Origin of the sequence: Rahnella aceris (assembly GCF_011684115.1) — a bacterium.
Taxonomy (GTDB): Bacteria; Pseudomonadota; Gammaproteobacteria; order Enterobacterales; family Enterobacteriaceae; genus Rahnella; species Rahnella aceris.
Genome location: NZ_JAADJV010000002.1, coordinates 240,574 through 258,297 on the forward strand (window position 1 = coordinate 240,574; position 17,724 = coordinate 258,297).

A 17,724-nucleotide genomic window follows, 5' to 3' on the forward strand; every position below is an offset into this window, starting at 1 on the left:
TCAGTCTGCCAGTTCCAGAATACGGAAAACGAGTTGCGGGAAACTCAACCCGGCGTGTTTAGCCGCCATCGGCACCAGACTGTGGCTGGTCATTCCCGGCGACGTATTCACTTCCAGTAAGTTGAAGTTGCCGTCACCGTCCTGCATGACGTCGACACGTCCCCAGCCACTGCAATCGAGCGCCTGATAAGCCTGCAAAGCCAGTGAAGTCAACTGCTGCTCCTGCGCTTCGCTTAAACCGCTCGGGCAAAAATATTGTGTTTCATCAGACAGATATTTTGCCTGATAGTCATAAAACGTACCGGCTGGCTGGATGCGAATCGAGGGCATCACCTGGTTGCCCACGATAGCCACGGTATATTCCGGGCCACTCAGCCATTTTTCGATCAGTACGTTATCGTCATGCCTGAAGCCTTCCTGCAGGGCGGGTAACAACTCTTTTTCCGTTGTCACTTTGCTCATCCCGACGCTGGAACCTTCACGGCTTGGTTTGACGATCACCGGCAGGCCTAATTCAGCGATTTTTGCCGCCAGAGCGCCCTGCCCTGCTTCCTCAATTTGTGAACGATGCAGTGCGACAAACGGCGTGACCGGTAACCCTAAAGCCTGCCACACCAGTTTGGTGCGGAACTTGTCCATAGTGAGCGCCGACGCCATCACGCCGCTGCCGGTATAAGGCAAACCGATTTGCTCCAGCAAACCCTGCAACGTTCCGTCTTCGCCACCGCGACCGTGAAGTGCGATAAAGACTTTGCTGTACCCTTCTTCTTTGAGAAGCGCCACATTAAACGTTTTGGTATCGATGCCGTGGGCATCAACACCGGATTCGCGTAAACCAGCCAGCACTGCGGCGCCTGACTGTAATGACACATCGCGTTCTGCGGAAGTACCACCCAACAATACCGCTACTTTCTCAGACATGATGTTCTTCACCTTTCTTTACTGGTTGCAGCTTTTGATCTGCCAATTTACGGGCCACTCTGCCGACATTACCGGCGCCCTGAACCAGAACTAAATCGTCGCCTTCGAGGATTTGCGCCAGACTTTCCGGCACCGCCTCAATATCAGAAACCAAAATCGGATCAAGCTTGCCGCGTGCGCGAATAGTGCGGCACAACGAGCGGCTGTCTGCGCCAGGGATCGGCGCTTCACCGGCCGGATACACATCCAGCATGATCAGCACATCAACCTGCGAAAGCACATTTGCGAAATCGTCGTACAGATCGCGAGTACGGGTATAACGGTGCGGCTGGAAGATCATCACCAGGCGCTTGTTTGCCCAGCCCGCACGCGCGGCTTTGATCGTCGCATCCACTTCTGTCGGATGGTGGCCGTAGTCATCGACCAGCATCGCGCTACCTGTTTTACCGTTCACATTTTCCAGCGCGTATTCGCCCAGAAAATCGAAACGACGGCCAGTACCCTGAAAACCTGCCAGCGCGCGCAAAATAGCATCGTCGCTGATATTTTCGTCCGTCGCGACGGCAACTGCGGCCGCGGCGTTCAGCGCATTGTGACGACCCGGCGCATTGAGCGTAACGCTTATCAGCGGCAAGTCCTGACGGCGCAGCGTAAAGTGACCTTGCGCGCCCACCTGACGGTAATTTTCGATAATCACATCGGCGTCTTCGCTGAAACCGTACGTCGTCATATGACGTCCTACGCGTGGGATCAGCTCACGGATAACCGGATCATCAATACACATCACTGCGCGCCCGTAGAACGGCAGGTTGTGCAGGAAATTGATGAACGTCTGCTTCAGGATTTCAAAGTCACCCTGATACGTGTCCATGTGATCCGCTTCAATGTTGGTCACGATGGCCACCATCGGTTGCAGATGCAGGAAAGACGCGTCGCTTTCGTCTGCTTCAGCGATCAGAAAGCGGCTTGACCCCAGACGCGCATGCGTACCTGCCGCTTTCACCAGTCCACCGTTTACAAAGGTCGGGTCTAGTCCGGCCTCGGCATAAATACTGGTCACCATCGCCGTGGTCGTTGTTTTACCGTGCGTACCTGCCACGGCAATACCGTGGCGAAAACGCATCAGTTCAGCGAGCATTTCTGCACGGCGGATCACCGGAATACGGGCTTCACGCGCCGCAACAATTTCCGGGTTATCGGATGAAATAGCGGTGGAAACTACCACCACACTGGCATCCAGCACGTTCTCCGGGCGGTGATTGAAATAAATCGTCGCGCCCAGCGCGGTCAGTTGCTGAGTCACCGCGTTAGGTGCTAAATCAGAACCGCTGATCTGATAGCCTTCATTGGCCAACACTTCGGCGATACCACCCATGCCGGCACCACCGATGCCAACAAAGTGAATGTGCCGGACACGATGCATCTCGGGCACGAAGGTACGCAGTTTCGCCAATTGTTGTGTATTCACGTTTTTATTCACTATTTCAGGTTACTGATTAATCCGTTTCTTACGGCTGGGACCCCACACTGCGTGGCCCGTTCATTTTCATTTTTTGCTTGCGGCAACCACTTCAGCGGCTACACGCGCTGTCGCATCGGGGATGGCGGCGGCACGTGCTGCCATCGCCATTTCCATCAGATGGGTTCTGTCCCATCCGGCCATCAGATCAGCGACGGCGGCGGCACTAAAATCTTTCTGTTCGATAATCTTCGCGGCACCGGCTTTTTCCAGCGGCAGCGCATTCCAGTACTGTTGACGGTCTTTATGCTGGAAAGGCACAAAAATCGCGGGTAAACCTGCGGCGGCAATTTCACTGACCGTTAACGCACCGGAGCGGCAAACCACCACATCGGCCCAGGCATAAGCCTCTGCCATGTCATCAATGAATTCGGTCACTTTATGCTGCGTCTGACCGGCTTTTTCATAAGCCTGATTCACTGACGCCAGAGCACCTTTACCGACCTGGTGCCACAACGTAATCTTATCGCCCATCAGCGCTGCCACTTCCGGCATGCTCTGATTAAGGACTCGCGCGCCCTGACTGCCACCAATCACTAATACGCGGATTGGACCTTCGCGGCCGGCCAGTCGGGTTGCCGGTAATTCCAGCGCCAGCACGTCAGTACGCACCGGATTGCCAACAACGTCAGCATTTGGAAATGCCCCCGGAAACGCCTGCAATACTTTTTTGGCAATGTGCGACAACCCTTTATTGGTCATGCCGGCAATGCCATTTTGTTCGTGTAACACCACCGGAATACCCAGTGACCAGGCAGCCAGGCCTCCGGGACCGGACACATATCCGCCCATGCCCAATACCACATCAGGCTGGAAGCGCTTCATGATGGCCTTCGCCTGACGCCACGCATGATATATGCGAACCGGTGCCGTTAGTTGCGCTTTAAGACCTTTCCCACGCAATCCGGCAATTTTAATGAAATCAATCTCGATACCATGTTTTGGAACCAAATCCGCTTCCATTCGGTCTGCTGTACCCAGCCAGCGAACTTCCCAACCTTGCGCGATAAGATGATGGGCTACTGCCAGTCCCGGGAAAACATGTCCCCCGGTACCACCTGCCATCACCATTAAACGCCGGGTATTGCCACTCATCGGGCACTCCTTACAAACGCCTGGGCTTTTGCCAGCCGCGTTTCAAAATCCACTCGCAGCAATAACACGATTGCCGTCGACATAATTAACAGGCTCGACCCACCGTAACTGATGAGCGGCAATGTCAGGCCTTTAGTTGGCAACATGCCCGCCGCAGCCCCGACGTTAACCAACGCCTGGAAGCTAAACCACACGCCAATTGAACAGGCTAAAAACCCTGAAAAACGCTGGTCGGTCTCTAACGCGCGACGCCCGATGGACATGGCGCGAAAAGCGACGAAGAATACCATTAACAGGGCGAGAACCACACCGAAATACCCCAATTCCTCGCCTAAAATGGAGAAGATAAAGTCGGTGTGTGCTTCAGGTAAATACTCCAGTTTCTGGACTGAATTACCTAAACCTTGTCCCCAGAATTCGCCACGACCAAATGCCATCAGTGACTGAGTTAACTGGTAGCCACTACCAAACGGATCCGCCCACGGATTCCAGAACGATGTCACACGGCGCATACGGTATGGCTCGGCAAGAACCAGCAGTACCACTGCGAATACGCCCGAACCGATAATGGCCAGGAACTGCCACATTTTTGCCCCTGCCAGGAATAACATCGCCAGCGTGGTGATGAACAGTACAACCACCGTACCAAGGTCCGGCTGAGCCAACAGCAATACTGCCAGCACGACCATCACACCCATCGGTTTGCAGAAGCCCCAAAAGTTACTGCGCACTTCATCCACTTTTCGCACCAGATAGCTGGCGAGGTAGCAGAACAGTGACAACTTGGAGAACTCTGCCGGCTGAATACGCAGCGGCCCGAGAGAAATCCAGCGAGATGCCCCGTTAACCGAGCTGCCCACCACCAGCACCACCAGCAACATGATGACCGACAGCAGCAGCAGGACATTGCTGTACTTCTGCCAGACCGCCATCGGCACACGCAATGTCACCAGCGATAAACCAAAGGCCAGACCGAGATAAATAGCATCACGTTTAGCAAACAAAAACGGATCGTCTGCCAGACGCTGACCAATCGGCATCGACGCTGATGTCACCATCACGAAGCCGACGATAGCCAGCCCGAAGGTCAGCCACAGCAAAGTCCGGTCATACAACACCAGGGTGACGGACTCGCTTTCTTTGGCGCCCATCACCCAATCATTAAATTTGCCGACGAGGCTCAGCCCGGGTATCCGCATCAACCCAACTCCTTCGCCAGCGCGGTAAAGACATCGCCGCGTTGTTCAAAACTGCGGAACTGATCCAGGCTGGCGCAGGCTGGCGACAGTAAAACCATATCGCCGGAAACCACACGCGTGCTGATATCACGCATCGCCTGTTCCATCGTTTCAAACAAGGAAGAAACGTCAGGGCGCAAATCCGCCAGCTCTGCGCCATCACGGCCAAAGCAGTAAATACGCAGATTGTCGCCCTGCAAATAACGCGTCAGTGGCGAGAAATCAGCAGATTTACCGTCCCCGCCTAATAACAGATGCAGCGTGCCTTCAACGTGCAGACCGTTCAATGCGGCTTCGGTACTGCCGACATTGGTCGCTTTAGAGTCGTTAATCCAGCGAACGCCGTTATGTTGCCATGCCACCTGAAAACGATGAGCCAGACCGGTAAAGGTCGTCAGGGCTTTCAGGCTGGACGCATGAGGAATACCGACTGCATCCGCCAGCGCCAGCGCCGCCAGGGCATTGGTGTAGTTATGGCGTCCTGTCAGTGGCATCTCACGGGTATTCAGGACTTTCTCGCCACGCACACGTAACCAGATATCATCCTGCTGACGGGTCAGATGGTAATCACCCACATCAACACCAAAACTCACGCAGCGTTTATCCGCGCCACGTACCGGCATGGTCAGCGCATCGTCGGCATTGACGACGCATAATGCTGCGTTCTCATAAACTTTCAGTTTGGCTGCACGGTATTGCTGCAAACCAAACGGATAGCGGTCCATGTGGTCTTCAGTTACGTTGAGAATGGTCGCCGCCGCCGCGTGAAGACTGTGTGTGGTTTCAAGCTGGAAGCTGGAAAGCTCAAGCACAAACAGATCGTATTCGTGATCCAGCATGGTCAGCACAGGCAAACCGATATTGCCGCCCACGCCCACGCGCCATCCGGCCGCTTTCGCCATCTCGCCGACCAGCGTGGTGACAGTGCTTTTACCGTTCGAACCGGTGATAGCCACAATTGGGGTTTGCGTTTCGCGGCAGAACAATTCGATATCGCCAATGATTTCCACGCCAGCCTCTGCAGCTGCGCTCAGTGCTGGCGTTGCCAGCGCAACACCCGGACTTGAAATGATCAAATCAGCGTCCAGCAGCCAGTCTTCATTGAGTGAACCGAGATGACACTCAATGTTATCCGCCAGTTTATCGAGTCCTGGCGGGCTGACGCGGGTATCAATGACACGCGGCGTGACGCCACGTGCAACAAAGAAATCAACACAAGACAGGCCGGTAAGACCCAGCCCGATGATGACCACTTTTTTACCCTGATAGTCAGCCATAATTACCGTACCTTCAGCGTCGCCAGGCCAATCAGCACCAGCATCAGCGAAATAATCCAGAAGCGCACAATAACGCGCGGTTCCGGCCAGCCTTTAAGTTCGTAGTGATGATGGATAGGCGCCATACGGAAAATGCGCTGCCCACGTAACTTAAAGGACCCAACTTGTAAGATTACCGACAGGGTTTCGACAACAAACACACCGCCCATAATCACCAGCAAAAACTCCTGACGCAGCAGCACAGCGATAGTGCCCAGCGCGCCACCCAGCGCCAGAGAACCGACATCGCCCATGAAAACTTGTGCCGGATAGGTGTTGAACCACAGGAACCCAAGCCCGGCACCGACAATTGCGGTACACACGATCACCAGTTCACCTGCATGACGCAGATAAGGGATGTGCAGGTAGCTGGCGAAATTCATGTTACCGGTCGCCCACGCCACCAGCGCAAAGCCCGCCGCGACGAAAACCGTTGGCATAATCGCCAGCCCGTCCAGACCATCCGTCAGATTGACGGCGTTACTGGTACCGACAATCACAAAGTAGCTCAGCAGGATGTACATCAAACCCAGCTGCGGCATGATGTCTTTAAAGAACGGCACCACCAGCTCGGTCGCTGGCGTATCTTTACCAATGGCATACATCGTGAAAGCGGCGGCCAGCGCAATGACTGACTGCCAGAAGTATTTCCAGCGGGCGATCAGCCCCTTGGTGTCTTTACGCACGACTTTGCGATAGTCATCGATAAAGCCCACCACACCGTAACCCAGCAATACGAACAGCACACACCACACGTACGGATTGGACGGATAGGCCCACATCAATACGGAAATCGTGATAGACGCCAGAATCATCAGGCCGCCCATCGTTGGTGTACCACGTTTACTGAAATGTGATTCCGGGCCGTCGTTACGGACAATCTGGCCGAAAGACATTTTCTGCAGACGGGCAATCATGCGAGGCCCAATCCACAGCGACAGGAACAAAGCGGTCAGCAGGCTGACAATGGCGCGAAACGTCAGATAAGAAAAGACGTTGAAGCCGGAATAATATTTGACCAAATGTTCGGCCAGCCAAACTAACATGTTGCATTCTCCTGTAACGCGCGTACTACCTGCTCCATTGCGGCACTACGTGAACCTTTAATCAAAACGGTAATTACCGCATGTTCAGACAGTAAGCTCGTTAAACGGGCCGTCAGGGCTGCCTTATCTTCCAGATGTTCACCACACCCGCTGACATCACTGATGATGCGGCTGTCATGACCAATGCTGAATACTTTGTCGATACCGGCGTCGCGGATAGCTTCACCGACCTGACGATGGCAATGTTCGCTTTCAGCGCCCAGTTCAGCCATATCGCCCACTGCCATCACGCGGTAGCCCGGCATTTCCGCCAGCACCTGTGCGGCAGCGGTCATTGAACCCACATTCGCGTTGTAGCTGTCATCAAGCAAGGTTTTGCCCTCGCTGATAACGATCGGGAATAAGCGCCCTTTCACGGATTGCAGCGTCGCCAGCCCGGCGCGCACGTTCTCCGGCGATGCACCGACAGACATTGCCAGCGCAGCCGCAGCGAGTGCGTTAGCGATATTGTGACGACCCGGAACCGGCAGCGAGACATCAATGCTGCCCTGAGGAGAATGCAGTGTGAACGCGGTATTCAGCGGGCTGATGTTGACATCAGTGGCACTGAAATCGATGCCTTCACCGAAAGCGGGAGAAAAACGCCAGACGGTTTTACCGTTCAGCTTATGCTGCCAGTTCGCCCAATCGTTGTTATCCGCATTGATCACGGCAATGCCGTTTTCCGGCAGACCATCGAAAATCTCGCCTTTCGCACGGGCCACGCCTGCGAGGGAACCGAAACCCTCCAGATGTGCGGCGGACAAGTTATTCACCAGCGCCGTTTCAGGTCGTGCCAGGGCAGTGGTGTAGGCGATTTCACCCGCATGATTCGCACCCATTTCGATGACAGCAAAATCATGTTCTGCCGTTAAGCGCAGCAACGTCAGAGGAACGCCAATGTCGTTATTGAAGTTGCCTGCGGTATACAGCACATTGCCGCACTCGCGCAAAATCGCCGCGGTCATCTCTTTCACAGACGTCTTGCCGGAAGAACCGGTCAGGCCGACGACACGCGCCGGAACCTGCTGACGCACCCAGCCGCCCAGTTGCCCGAGCGCAATACGGGTGTCAGCAACCACTAACTGAGGAACATCTACCGGTAAGCGCTTACTTACCAGTAAAGCCCCTGAACCGGCTTTTACGGCATCAGCGGCAAAGTCGTGGGCATCGAATTTTTCGCCTTTCAGGGCGACAAACAAACAGCCTTCAGTGATCTGACGGGTGTCCGTCGTCACGCTGTCAATTTGAGTATCAGTGCCGATGAGCTCAGCGTTGAGCGCATCAGCCAGCGTTTGCAGGGAAACACGGATCATGCGATCACCCCCAGCAAACGTGCAACCGTCACACGGTCGGAATAGTCGAGACGCTGGTTTCCGACGAGCTGGTAATCCTCATGCCCTTTACCGGCAATCAACACAACGTCGTCTTCTTTCGCCTGCATGATCGCGCTGGTGACTGCTTCTGCGCGGCCATGGATTTCCTGCACACGTCCTGCATCAAGCAGACCGGCAAGGATATCTGCAACGATAGCGCGAGGCTCTTCGCTGCGAGGATTATCATCGGTAACAATCACGCGGTCAGCGTATTGCTCAGCAATAGCGCCCATCAGCGGACGCTTGCCTTTATCGCGATCTCCACCGCAACCAAAAACGCACCACAACGTGCCACGACAATGTAGCCGCGCTGCCGCCAGCGCTTTTTCCAGTGCGTCAGGAGTGTGCGCATAATCAACCACTGCCGTAGGTTTACCCGGCGCATTGAAAACTTCCATACGGCCACAAACCGGTTGCAGCTGAGAGGCGGTCGCCAGTAATTGCGCCAGCGGATAATCCAGAGAAAGCAGCGTGGCCAGCGCAACCAGCAGATTGCTGACGTTGAAGGCCCCCATCAGGCGGCTCTCCAGCTTGCCTTCACCCCAGCTTGAATCGATGTTTACGGTGGCACCGTTATCGTGATAATTCACGCTACGTGCCACCAGCCAGCGGCCACTCCAGCCTGCCGGAATTTTGTCTTCCATGCTGACCGCAATAGCATTTGGCGTTTTCGCCAGCCAGCGTGCACCGACTTCATCGTCAGCATTGATAATTTTTTGACCGACCTGATGTGAGGCGAAAAGCTGCCATTTGGCATCTTCATAGCTTTGCATATCACCGTGGTAATCAAGGTGATCACGGCTCAGGTTGGTAAATGCGGCAGCGGCAAACGGCAGTGCGGCAACACGGTGCTGAACCAGCCCGTGTGAAGAAACTTCCATTGCGGCAAAGGTTGCACCCAGTTTCACCAGGTCAGCCAGAATGTGCTGAACCTGTACGGCAGAACCGGTGGTGTTTTCCGCTGGTATCACGTTATCCAGCAGGCCATTGCCCACAGTGCCCATCACGGCACTGGTTTCGCCCAGCAACTGGCTCCATTGCGCCAGCAGTTGCGTGGTCGTGGTTTTGCCGTTGGTGCCAGTTACGCCAACCAGACGTAATTCTTTGCCCGGTTGCTGGTAAAAACGTCCCGCCAGCTCTGACAGCAGAATATTGAGATCCTCAAGATAAACCACCGGTACGCCATGCATCTGGCAGACCGTTCCGTGCTGTTGCTCACCCTTTGCCTCGGCCACAACGGCGGCGACGCCCTGGGCAATTGCCTGGGGAATAAAACGACGCCCGTCACTGGTATGGCCTGAAACCGCGACAAACAGATCGCCAGCAGCCGCAACGCGGCTGTCCAGAATCATGTCTTTTAGCGCTACCGCCGGGGCATCACTCACCCAGGGCGCTAAGATGTCGCGCAAATTACGATCTGCCACCTGAAGCCTCTTTTTGATTATTCACTATGTCTGCGTTTTCATCGGCAGTCAGCGCATCCGGTTCAACGTTCATGGTGCGCAATACGCCGCCCATGATGGCGCCAAACACCGGTGCGGAAACGGCCCCACCGTAATATTTCCCTGCCTGTGGATCGTTGATAACCACCACAAGGGCAAATCTTGGATTGCTTGCTGGCGCAACGCCGGCGGTATAGGCAATGTATTTGTTAACGTACTTCCCATCCGGGCCGACTTTTTTTGCGGTACCGGTTTTAATCGCAATGCGATAGCCCTTGATTGCCGCTTTCACGCCACCGCCGCCAGGCAGTGCCACGCTTTCCATCATATGCACAACGGTACGTACCAGCGGTTCAGGGAAGACGCGCTCGCCGGACACCGGCGGATCAACTCGTGTGATCGACAATGGGCGATAAACGCCCATGCTGCCGATTGTTGCGTAGACTCGCGCTAGCTGGAGAGGTGTCACCATTAGCCCGTAGCCGAAAGAGAAGGTGGCCCTCTCTATGTCAGACCACCGTTGTTTTTTAGGGTATAAGCCACTGCTTTCTCCGACCAGCCCCAAATTGGTCGGTTTTCCCAATCCGAATCGCGAGTAAGTATCTACCAGCTCAGCGGATGGCATCGATAACGCCAGTCGTGAAACACCGACGTTACTCGACTTCTGCAAGATACCCGTAACGGAAAGCTCCGCGTAACGGGCCACATCTTTAATCTCATGACCGTTAATCCGGTACGGCAAAGTATTCAGTACGCTGTTCTCGCGCACCACACCGTTTTTCAATGCCGTCATCACCACCATCGGTTTCACTGTGGAACCCGGTTCGAAGATGTCGGTGATGGCACGGTTACGCATCACGTCTTTTGGCGTATCCGGCATGTTATTCGGGTTGTAGGACGGGCTGTTAGCCATCGCCAGCACTTCACCGGTTTGCACGTCAACCAGCACCGCAGTGCCCGACTCGGCTTTGTTGAATGCCACGGCGTTGTTAAGCTCGCGGTAAACCAGCGCCTGCAAACGCTCATCGATGCTGAGCGCCAGATTGTGTGCTGCCTGGCTGTCTACAGTAGAAATATCCTCGATGACGCGCCCGAAGCGGTCTTTACGAATGGTACGTTCACCCGGTTTACCGGTCAGCCAGCGGTCAAAACTCTTCTCGACGCCTTCAATACCTTCGCCGTCGATATTGGTGACGCCAATAACATGCGACGTCACCTGCCCGGCCGGGTAATAGCGGCGGGATTCCTGACGCAGGGAAATCCCCGGCAGTTTGAGTTTACGGATATATTCCCCGACCGCAGGATTGACCTGACGCGCCAGATACACGAAGCGCCCATTTGGATTGGCAGTAATGCGGGAAGAAAGTTGGGTAAGAGGCATATTCAGTGCATCGGCCAGCGCTTTCCATTTGGTATCGGAGGTGATACCGCCGCGATCGCTAATTTCTTTTGGGTCAGCCCAGATGGCATTAACCGGTACACTGACCGCCAGCGGGCGACCAGAGCGATCGGTAATCATGCCACGGGAGGTTGGAATGGTTTGTACGCGAAGGGAACGCAGGTCACCTTCCTTCACCAGCTTATCCGGATTAATCACCTGCAGATACGCCACACGCAACATCAGGCCAACCAATGCCAGCAGGATACAAGCGCACAACAACGCAAAACGCCAGCTGATAAAGCTGGCTTGATTTTCGGGACGCTTTAACTTCGCAGTGCGTGTTGCTTTCATTCGCTGCCTGTATTCTCCGTGCGCATTTTAAGGCTGAACCACAATAATTTCTTGAGATGGATCAACGTGTTGCATTTGCAATTTCTCCGTTGCGATGCGTTCTACCCGGCTGTGATCACCGAGGGCGTTCTCTTCAAGGATCAGGTTGCGCCATTCAATGTCCAGCGCATCCCTTTCCAGGACTAATTGTTCGCGCTGAGCCGTCAGCAAACGCGTACGGTGAGCGGTAGTGACCACTAAAATTGCGCTGACCAAAACGGCGATCATCAGAATTAACGGGATCTTGCCGTTGCGAAGGATATCGCTGGCGATCACTCCTACTAATCCGTGGCGTTCGTTGCCTATCACGCGGTTGTTCTCTCAGCAAAACGCAGAACAGAACTGCGTGCCCGCGGGTTTTCTGCCACTTCGGCTTCAGAGGGCATCATTTTCCCGACTGATTTCAGAGAACGTCCACCAAGTTCCGCGATTTGCGCTTCCGTCATCGGGATACCGGCTGGCACCTGCGCGCCACGGCTATGCTGACGGATGAAGCGTTTCACAATCCGGTCTTCCAGAGAGTGGAAGCTGATCACGGATAAACGTCCTTCAGGTGCCAAAATTTCCAGTGCGCCATCCAGCGCACGTTCAATCTCTTCCAGCTCACTGTTGATGTAGATACGGATCGCCTGGAAGCTGCGCGTGGCCGGATGCTTGTGCTTCTCACGAACTGGCGAGGCATTAGCGATCAGATCCGCCAGCTCTTTAGTCCGGGTCATCGGCAATTCGCGGTTACGCTCAACGATCGCGCGTGCAATGCGTTTGGCAAAACGCTCTTCACCAAAAGTTTTCAACACCCAGGCAATATCTTCGGCTTCGGCTTTCATCAGCCATTCAGCTGCTGAATAACCACGGGTAGGATCCATACGCATATCCAGAGGCCCGTCACGCATAAATGAGAATCCACGTTCAGGATCATCAAGCTGAGGAGAAGAAACGCCTAAATCCAGCAGTACGCCGTCGATCTTGCCTTCGAGACCCCGATCCCGCACATAGTCGGCCAGATCAGAAAAAGGTCCGTGAACGATAGAGAAACGCGGATCATCAATAGATTCTGCGGCTTTGATCGCCTGTGGATCACGGTCAATCGCCAGCAAGCGTCCGTCCGGCCCAAGCTGGGACAGAATCAGACGTGAATGGCCACCACGGCCAAAAGTTCCGTCTATGTAAATGCCGTCCTGTCGAATGTTGAGGCCGTTAACGGCTTCATCCAGCAAAACGGAAGTGTGTTTGTAGTTTTCAACCATGCTTATAATGACAAGTCCTGTAATCGGTCAGAAAGTGGCTCCTGAGACGATTGTTCAGCGTCGATGTCTTCCTTAACTTGTTGATACCAGGTCTGTTCATCCCACAATTCAAACTTATTGAACTGCCCAACCAGCATCACTTCTTTTGCGAGCCCGGCATGCTGACGCAATGTTGTTGCAATCAGCAGACGCCCGGCGTTATCCATCTGACATTCACTGGCATGCCCCAGTAAAAGGCGCTGAATACGGCGCTCAATGGGGTTCATACTCGACAGACGGGACAATTTTTGTTCGATAACTTCCCACTCAGGGAGGGGGTAAAGGAGGAGACATGGGTGATGGAGGTCTATGGTGCACACCATTTGACCTTGCGATTCTTCGCTCAGTAAATCCCGATAACGGGTGGGTACGGCAAGTCGCCCTTTACTGTCGAGGTTAACCATCGTCGCGCCACGAAACATGACCGCTCTACCCCTCTGTGACCCTTTTCACCACTTTCCCCCACAAATTCCCACAGAAAAGAGTTTACGGATGGTTTTAAAACCTTGTCAAGCCAGAGCGGAGACGGTTTGGCAATATTTACGCAGCCACACAAATGCTTAGCGCAATGTGATGAGGTTTTTTAGAGGGGGTATAGAAAATAACGTCATGATTAGTTGAAGAAATTTCGGAGGGTTAATAATTTCGTTTAAAAAAAAGCCAAACTGAACATTATTTAACTATTTATATTCTTCTGCTATCCAACTCTCATTTCCTGACCGTTTTGCCTTAACAAAAATCATTTTCAATTTTTTTCTGGCTGTCACGTCTAAATCAACATCATTTTACATGCCAACCCGCATGGCATAAGCCTTCGGGCAGATTTAAAAGCCATCAGTACCGCAGCAAACTCACACCGCTGGAATTTAAGCGGGGAATTCTACAGCACTTTTGCGGCGAGCATTAACGTATTTTAGAAATTGATTGGAAGGTTTATATCAGCGGAAGGAAAGCAAAAACATTTGTTAATAATTCAGCAGTCTGGGAATGCTCCTAAATTGCCCATTAAAGTCATATGGGAATTCTCGTATTTTGATTATCAGAAACGGCAACGCAAATTACCGGAATGTTTTAACGCGATTCAGCAACGGTGAAAAAGACGGGCAGTCAGGTGAATACCCGTCCGGGGTTTATTTGCGGCTCAGGCGACCACGGCGGAACAAATTACGGCGGATACGGGTCAGCCCTGCTTTCGGCTTCTTCGGCTCATCCAGACAGGCCAGAACCAGCTCCAGTACACGTTCAGCCACATCGCGGTGACGCTGCGCCACGGCCAGAACCGGGCATTCGAGGAAATCGAGCAGCTCGTTATCGCCGAATGTGGCAATAGCGAGATTGACCGGTAAACGCCCTTCCATTTTCAGCGTCACGTCCATCACACCCTGTAACAGCTGGAATGACGTCGTAAATAACGCCTGCGGCATCGGGTGCGTTTTTAGCCATTCGGCAAACACTATGGCCGCTGATTCACGATCATAAGCATTGGCATAAAGGTATTCCGGCTGGCGTGGATCTTCAGCCCATGCCTGGCGGAATCCCTGCTCGCGCAGAAAACTCACGGAAAGCTCAGGCAGCGCGCCGAGATACAATACCGATTCAGCAGGAAAGGTGCGCAACTCCTGCGCCAGCATCAGTGCGTCATCCTGATCGGCACCCACAACACTGATGAAGTGTTCGGGATCCAGAGCGCGATCAAGCGCAATGATCGGGAAATCATCGTTGGCCCAGCGCTGATAGAAAGGATGTTCCGGCGGCAATGACGTGGAGATAATGATCGCATCTACCTGACGTTGCAGCAGATGTTCGATGCAGCGCATTTCGTTGTCAGGCTGATCTTCTGAACAGGCGATTAGCAGTTGATAACCCCGCTGACGGGCCTGACGCTCGAGGAAGTTGGCGATTTTGGTGTAACTGGTATTTTCCAGATCGGGGATCACCAGGCCAATAGAACGGGTGCGACCGGCGCGTAAACCCGCTGCCACCGCATTCGGGTGATAGTTATGTTCCTTCACGACAGCCATAACTTTTTCGACTGTCTTATCGCTGACACGATACTGTTTCGCTTTGCCATTAATCACATAACTGGCCGTTGTACGCGAAACGCCCGCTAACCTCGCGATCTCATCCAGCTTCACTGAGAAACCCCTTAATAAAGATAATGCTTTATCTAACCGCAGAAGCCTCTGCCGGGCAAGGTGTTTTACCGAATCGCTTCACCTGTCTCGCAAAAAATAAAGCCCAACTCAAGAGCCGGGCTTTTAAATATCAGATAAGTTTCACATCTTGCTGATTATTTACGCTTTAGCGCATGATTTTGTCGCCACGGGAGACACCCACTATGCCGGAGCGCGCAACTTCGACGATTTCAGCCACATCACGGATACTGGCTAAAAACGCGTCCAGTTTGTCACTGGTACCCGCCAGCTGAACGGTGTAAAGCGTTGCTGTGACATCTACAATCTGACCGCGGAAAATCTCAGTAGAGCGTTTAACTTCTTCCCGGCCATAACCGGAAGCCTGCACCTTCACCAGCATGATTTCACGCTCAACGTGAGCACCCTGCACCAGCTCAGTGACTCGTAATACGTCTACCAGCTTATGCAGCTGTTTTTCGATTTGCTCGAGCACCTTGGCATCACCCACGGTCTGAATCGTCATGCGCGACAAGGTAGGATCATCCGTCGGTGCAACGGTCAGGCTTTCAATGTTATAGCCACGCTGAGAGAACAGGCCAACCACGCGGGACAACGCGCCCGATTCGTTTTCCAGTAATACTGATAAAATCCGGCGCATGATCAGGTCCTCTCCGTTTTGCTTAACCACATTTCGTCCATCGCACCGCCACGGATGTGCATAGGGTAAACGTGTTCTGTTTCATCCACGCTGATATCAACAAATACCAGACGATTTTTCTGTTCCAGCGCCAGCGCCAGCTTGCTTTCCAGCTCATCCGGCGTGCGGATAGCAATACCCACATGCCCGTAAGCTTCCGCCAGTTTCACGAAATCAGGCAGCGATTGCATGTAAGACTGAGAATGACGGCCGGAGTAAATCATGTCCTGCCACTGCTTCACCATGCCCAGATAGCCATTGTTCAGGTTCACGACGATCACTGGCAAATCGTATTGCAGCGCGGTCGACAGCTCCTGAATGTTCATCTGGATACTGCCGTCACCGGTCACACAAATTACCGTCTCATCCGGCAGGCCGAGTTTCACACCCAGCGCAGCAGGCAGGCCAAAGCCCATCGTGCCGAGGCCACCGGAGTTGATCCAGCGACGCGGTTTATCGAACTTATAATACAATGCGGCAAACATCTGATGCTGCCCGACGTCCGACGTAACATAGGCATCGCCTTTGGTCAGACGGTGCAGCGTTTCGATAACCGCCTGTGGCTTGATGGTACCGGTATTTTTGTCGTAGCTCAGGCACTCACGCCCGCGCCAGTTCTCAATATTTTGCCACCAGTCGCGCAGCGCATCGAATTCCTGCTTTTCGTCGCTTTGTGCCAGCAATTCCAGCATCTGAATCAGCGTCTGCTTCGCATCACCCACAATCGGAATATCCGCATTCACGGTTTTGGAAATGGACGTCGGGTCGATATCAATGTGCATAACCGTCGCATTCGGGCAGTACTTCGCCAGATTATTGGTGGTACGGTCGTCGAAACGCACACCTACACCGAAGATTAAATCCGCGTTGTGCATCGCCATATTGGCTTCGTAAGTACCGTGCATGCCGAGCATACCAAGGCTCTGGCGATGGGTACCGGGAAATGCGCCCAACCCCATCAGGGAACTGGTGACGGGCAGATTCAGTTTCTCCGCCAGTTGCAGCAGTTCAGCATCACACTCAGAATTAATCGCACCGCCACCGACGTACAGCACCGGTTTCTTCGCCGCCAGTAAAGTCTGGACTGCGCGCTTGATTTGCCCGCGATGGCCTTGCACCGTCGGGTTATAGGAGCGCATCGCAACCTGATCAGGATAGGCGTAAGGCAGTTTAATCTGCGGGTTCACCACATCTTTTGGCAGGTCGACAACCACCGGGCCAGGACGGCCGGTAGAGGCAAGATAAAACGCTTTTTTCAGCACAGTCGGAATATCTTCCGCACGTTTTACCAGAAAACTGTGTTTCACCACCGGGCGGGAAATCCCCACCATGTCGCATTCCTGGAATGCGTCATAACCGATGAGTGAACTGTGTACCTGGCCGGATAGCACCACTAGCGGAATGGAATCCATATAAGCCGTGGCAATGCCGGTGATCGCATTGGTTGCGCCGGGACCGGAAGTCACCAGCACGACGCCCACGTCACCCGTGGCACGCGCATAACCGTCAGCCATATGAACAGCACCCTGTTCATGTCTCACCAGCACATGATCTATCCCACCGACCGTATGCAGGGCATCATAGATATCCAACACCGCACCGCCGGGATAACCGAATACGTGCTTAACGCCCTGGTCGATTAACGACCGGACGACCATCTCGGCTCCTGACAACATCTCCATGGTTTTGCCTCCAGGCTTTTTGCTTCTTTTATAGGATGACTTGTGTTTCAGCTAGCTGTTCTATCAGCAGCAATTTAAAGATAAATTGCTGAATTTTAGGACTTTCTATCGGGCTCACAAAACCCTGCTGTTCTTATTGGCGTTCAAGAATCTAACTCAGT

Annotated in this window: 15 protein-coding genes; all 15 read right to left on the reverse strand. The window is 53.6% G+C overall.

Annotated elements, in window-relative coordinates; genetic code table 11:
* Positions 1-921 (reverse strand): D-alanine--D-alanine ligase, encoded by a 921-nt coding sequence (locus GW591_RS13530; protein WP_112150990.1) that lies wholly within the window; start codon positions 919-921, stop codon positions 1-3.
* A complete protein-coding gene (murC, locus tag GW591_RS13535; protein WP_015690468.1) occupies positions 914-2,389 on the reverse strand; it encodes a UDP-N-acetylmuramate--L-alanine ligase in 1,476 nt (491 codons plus the stop codon). The genes GW591_RS13530 and murC overlap by 8 nt, the downstream gene beginning before the upstream one ends.
* 78 nt (positions 2,390-2,467) lie before the next feature.
* On the reverse strand, positions 2,468-3,535 hold the full coding sequence (gene murG / locus GW591_RS13540) for an undecaprenyldiphospho-muramoylpentapeptide beta-N-acetylglucosaminyltransferase (RefSeq protein WP_112150991.1): 1,068 nt from the start codon (positions 3,533-3,535) through the stop codon (positions 2,468-2,470).
* Positions 3,532-4,734 (reverse strand): cell division protein FtsW, encoded by a 1,203-nt coding sequence (gene ftsW, locus GW591_RS13545; RefSeq protein WP_013577010.1) that lies wholly within the window; start codon positions 4,732-4,734, stop codon positions 3,532-3,534. The genes murG and ftsW overlap by 4 nt, the downstream gene beginning before the upstream one ends.
* Complete coding sequence (gene murD, locus GW591_RS13550; protein ID WP_015690469.1) at positions 4,734-6,050, reverse strand: UDP-N-acetylmuramoyl-L-alanine--D-glutamate ligase; 1,317 nt, start codon at positions 6,048-6,050, stop codon at positions 4,734-4,736. Before murD ends, ftsW begins: the two co-directional genes overlap by 1 nt.
* Before the next feature lie 2 nt (positions 6,051-6,052).
* Complete coding sequence (gene mraY / locus GW591_RS13555) at positions 6,053-7,135, reverse strand: phospho-N-acetylmuramoyl-pentapeptide-transferase (protein ID WP_013577012.1); 1,083 nt, start codon at positions 7,133-7,135, stop codon at positions 6,053-6,055.
* A complete protein-coding gene (murF, locus tag GW591_RS13560) occupies positions 7,129-8,490 on the reverse strand; it encodes a UDP-N-acetylmuramoyl-tripeptide--D-alanyl-D-alanine ligase (RefSeq protein ID WP_112150992.1) in 1,362 nt (453 codons plus the stop codon). The genes mraY and murF overlap by 7 nt, the downstream gene beginning before the upstream one ends.
* The gene (gene murE / locus GW591_RS13565) at positions 8,487-9,974 is read right to left on the reverse strand and encodes a UDP-N-acetylmuramoyl-L-alanyl-D-glutamate--2,6-diaminopimelate ligase (protein ID WP_013577014.1); all 1,488 of its coding nucleotides are present in this window, start codon (positions 9,972-9,974) and stop codon (positions 8,487-8,489) included. The genes murF and murE overlap by 4 nt, the downstream gene beginning before the upstream one ends.
* Complete coding sequence (locus GW591_RS13570) at positions 9,961-11,724, reverse strand: peptidoglycan glycosyltransferase FtsI (protein ID WP_119262108.1); 1,764 nt, start codon at positions 11,722-11,724, stop codon at positions 9,961-9,963. The genes murE and GW591_RS13570 overlap by 14 nt, the downstream gene beginning before the upstream one ends.
* Positions 11,725-11,751: 27 nt before the next feature.
* Positions 11,752-12,072 carry a cell division protein FtsL gene (gene ftsL, locus GW591_RS13575; RefSeq protein ID WP_013577016.1) on the reverse strand — a complete coding sequence of 107 codons (321 nt, stop codon included), beginning with the start codon at positions 12,070-12,072 and terminating at the stop codon, positions 11,752-11,754.
* On the reverse strand, positions 12,069-13,010 hold the full coding sequence (rsmH, locus tag GW591_RS13580; RefSeq protein ID WP_037033435.1) for a 16S rRNA (cytosine(1402)-N(4))-methyltransferase RsmH: 942 nt from the start codon (positions 13,008-13,010) through the stop codon (positions 12,069-12,071). The genes ftsL and rsmH overlap by 4 nt, the downstream gene beginning before the upstream one ends.
* A 2-nt stretch (positions 13,011-13,012) precedes the next feature.
* Complete coding sequence (mraZ, locus tag GW591_RS13585) at positions 13,013-13,471, reverse strand: division/cell wall cluster transcriptional repressor MraZ (protein ID WP_013577018.1); 459 nt, start codon at positions 13,469-13,471, stop codon at positions 13,013-13,015.
* A gap of 708 nt (positions 13,472-14,179) precedes the next feature.
* Complete coding sequence (gene cra / locus GW591_RS13590; protein WP_013577019.1) at positions 14,180-15,184, reverse strand: catabolite repressor/activator; 1,005 nt, start codon at positions 15,182-15,184, stop codon at positions 14,180-14,182.
* Between the two features lie 166 nt (positions 15,185-15,350).
* Positions 15,351-15,842 carry an acetolactate synthase small subunit gene (gene ilvN / locus GW591_RS13595; RefSeq protein WP_112197242.1) on the reverse strand — a complete coding sequence of 164 codons (492 nt, stop codon included), beginning with the start codon at positions 15,840-15,842 and terminating at the stop codon, positions 15,351-15,353.
* A gap of 2 nt (positions 15,843-15,844) precedes the next feature.
* Positions 15,845-17,563: an acetolactate synthase 3 large subunit gene (gene ilvI, locus GW591_RS13600; RefSeq protein ID WP_013577021.1), complete on the reverse strand. Its 1,719-nt coding sequence runs from the start codon at positions 17,561-17,563 to the stop codon at positions 15,845-15,847.
* Positions 17,564-17,724: the final 161 nt, after the last annotated feature.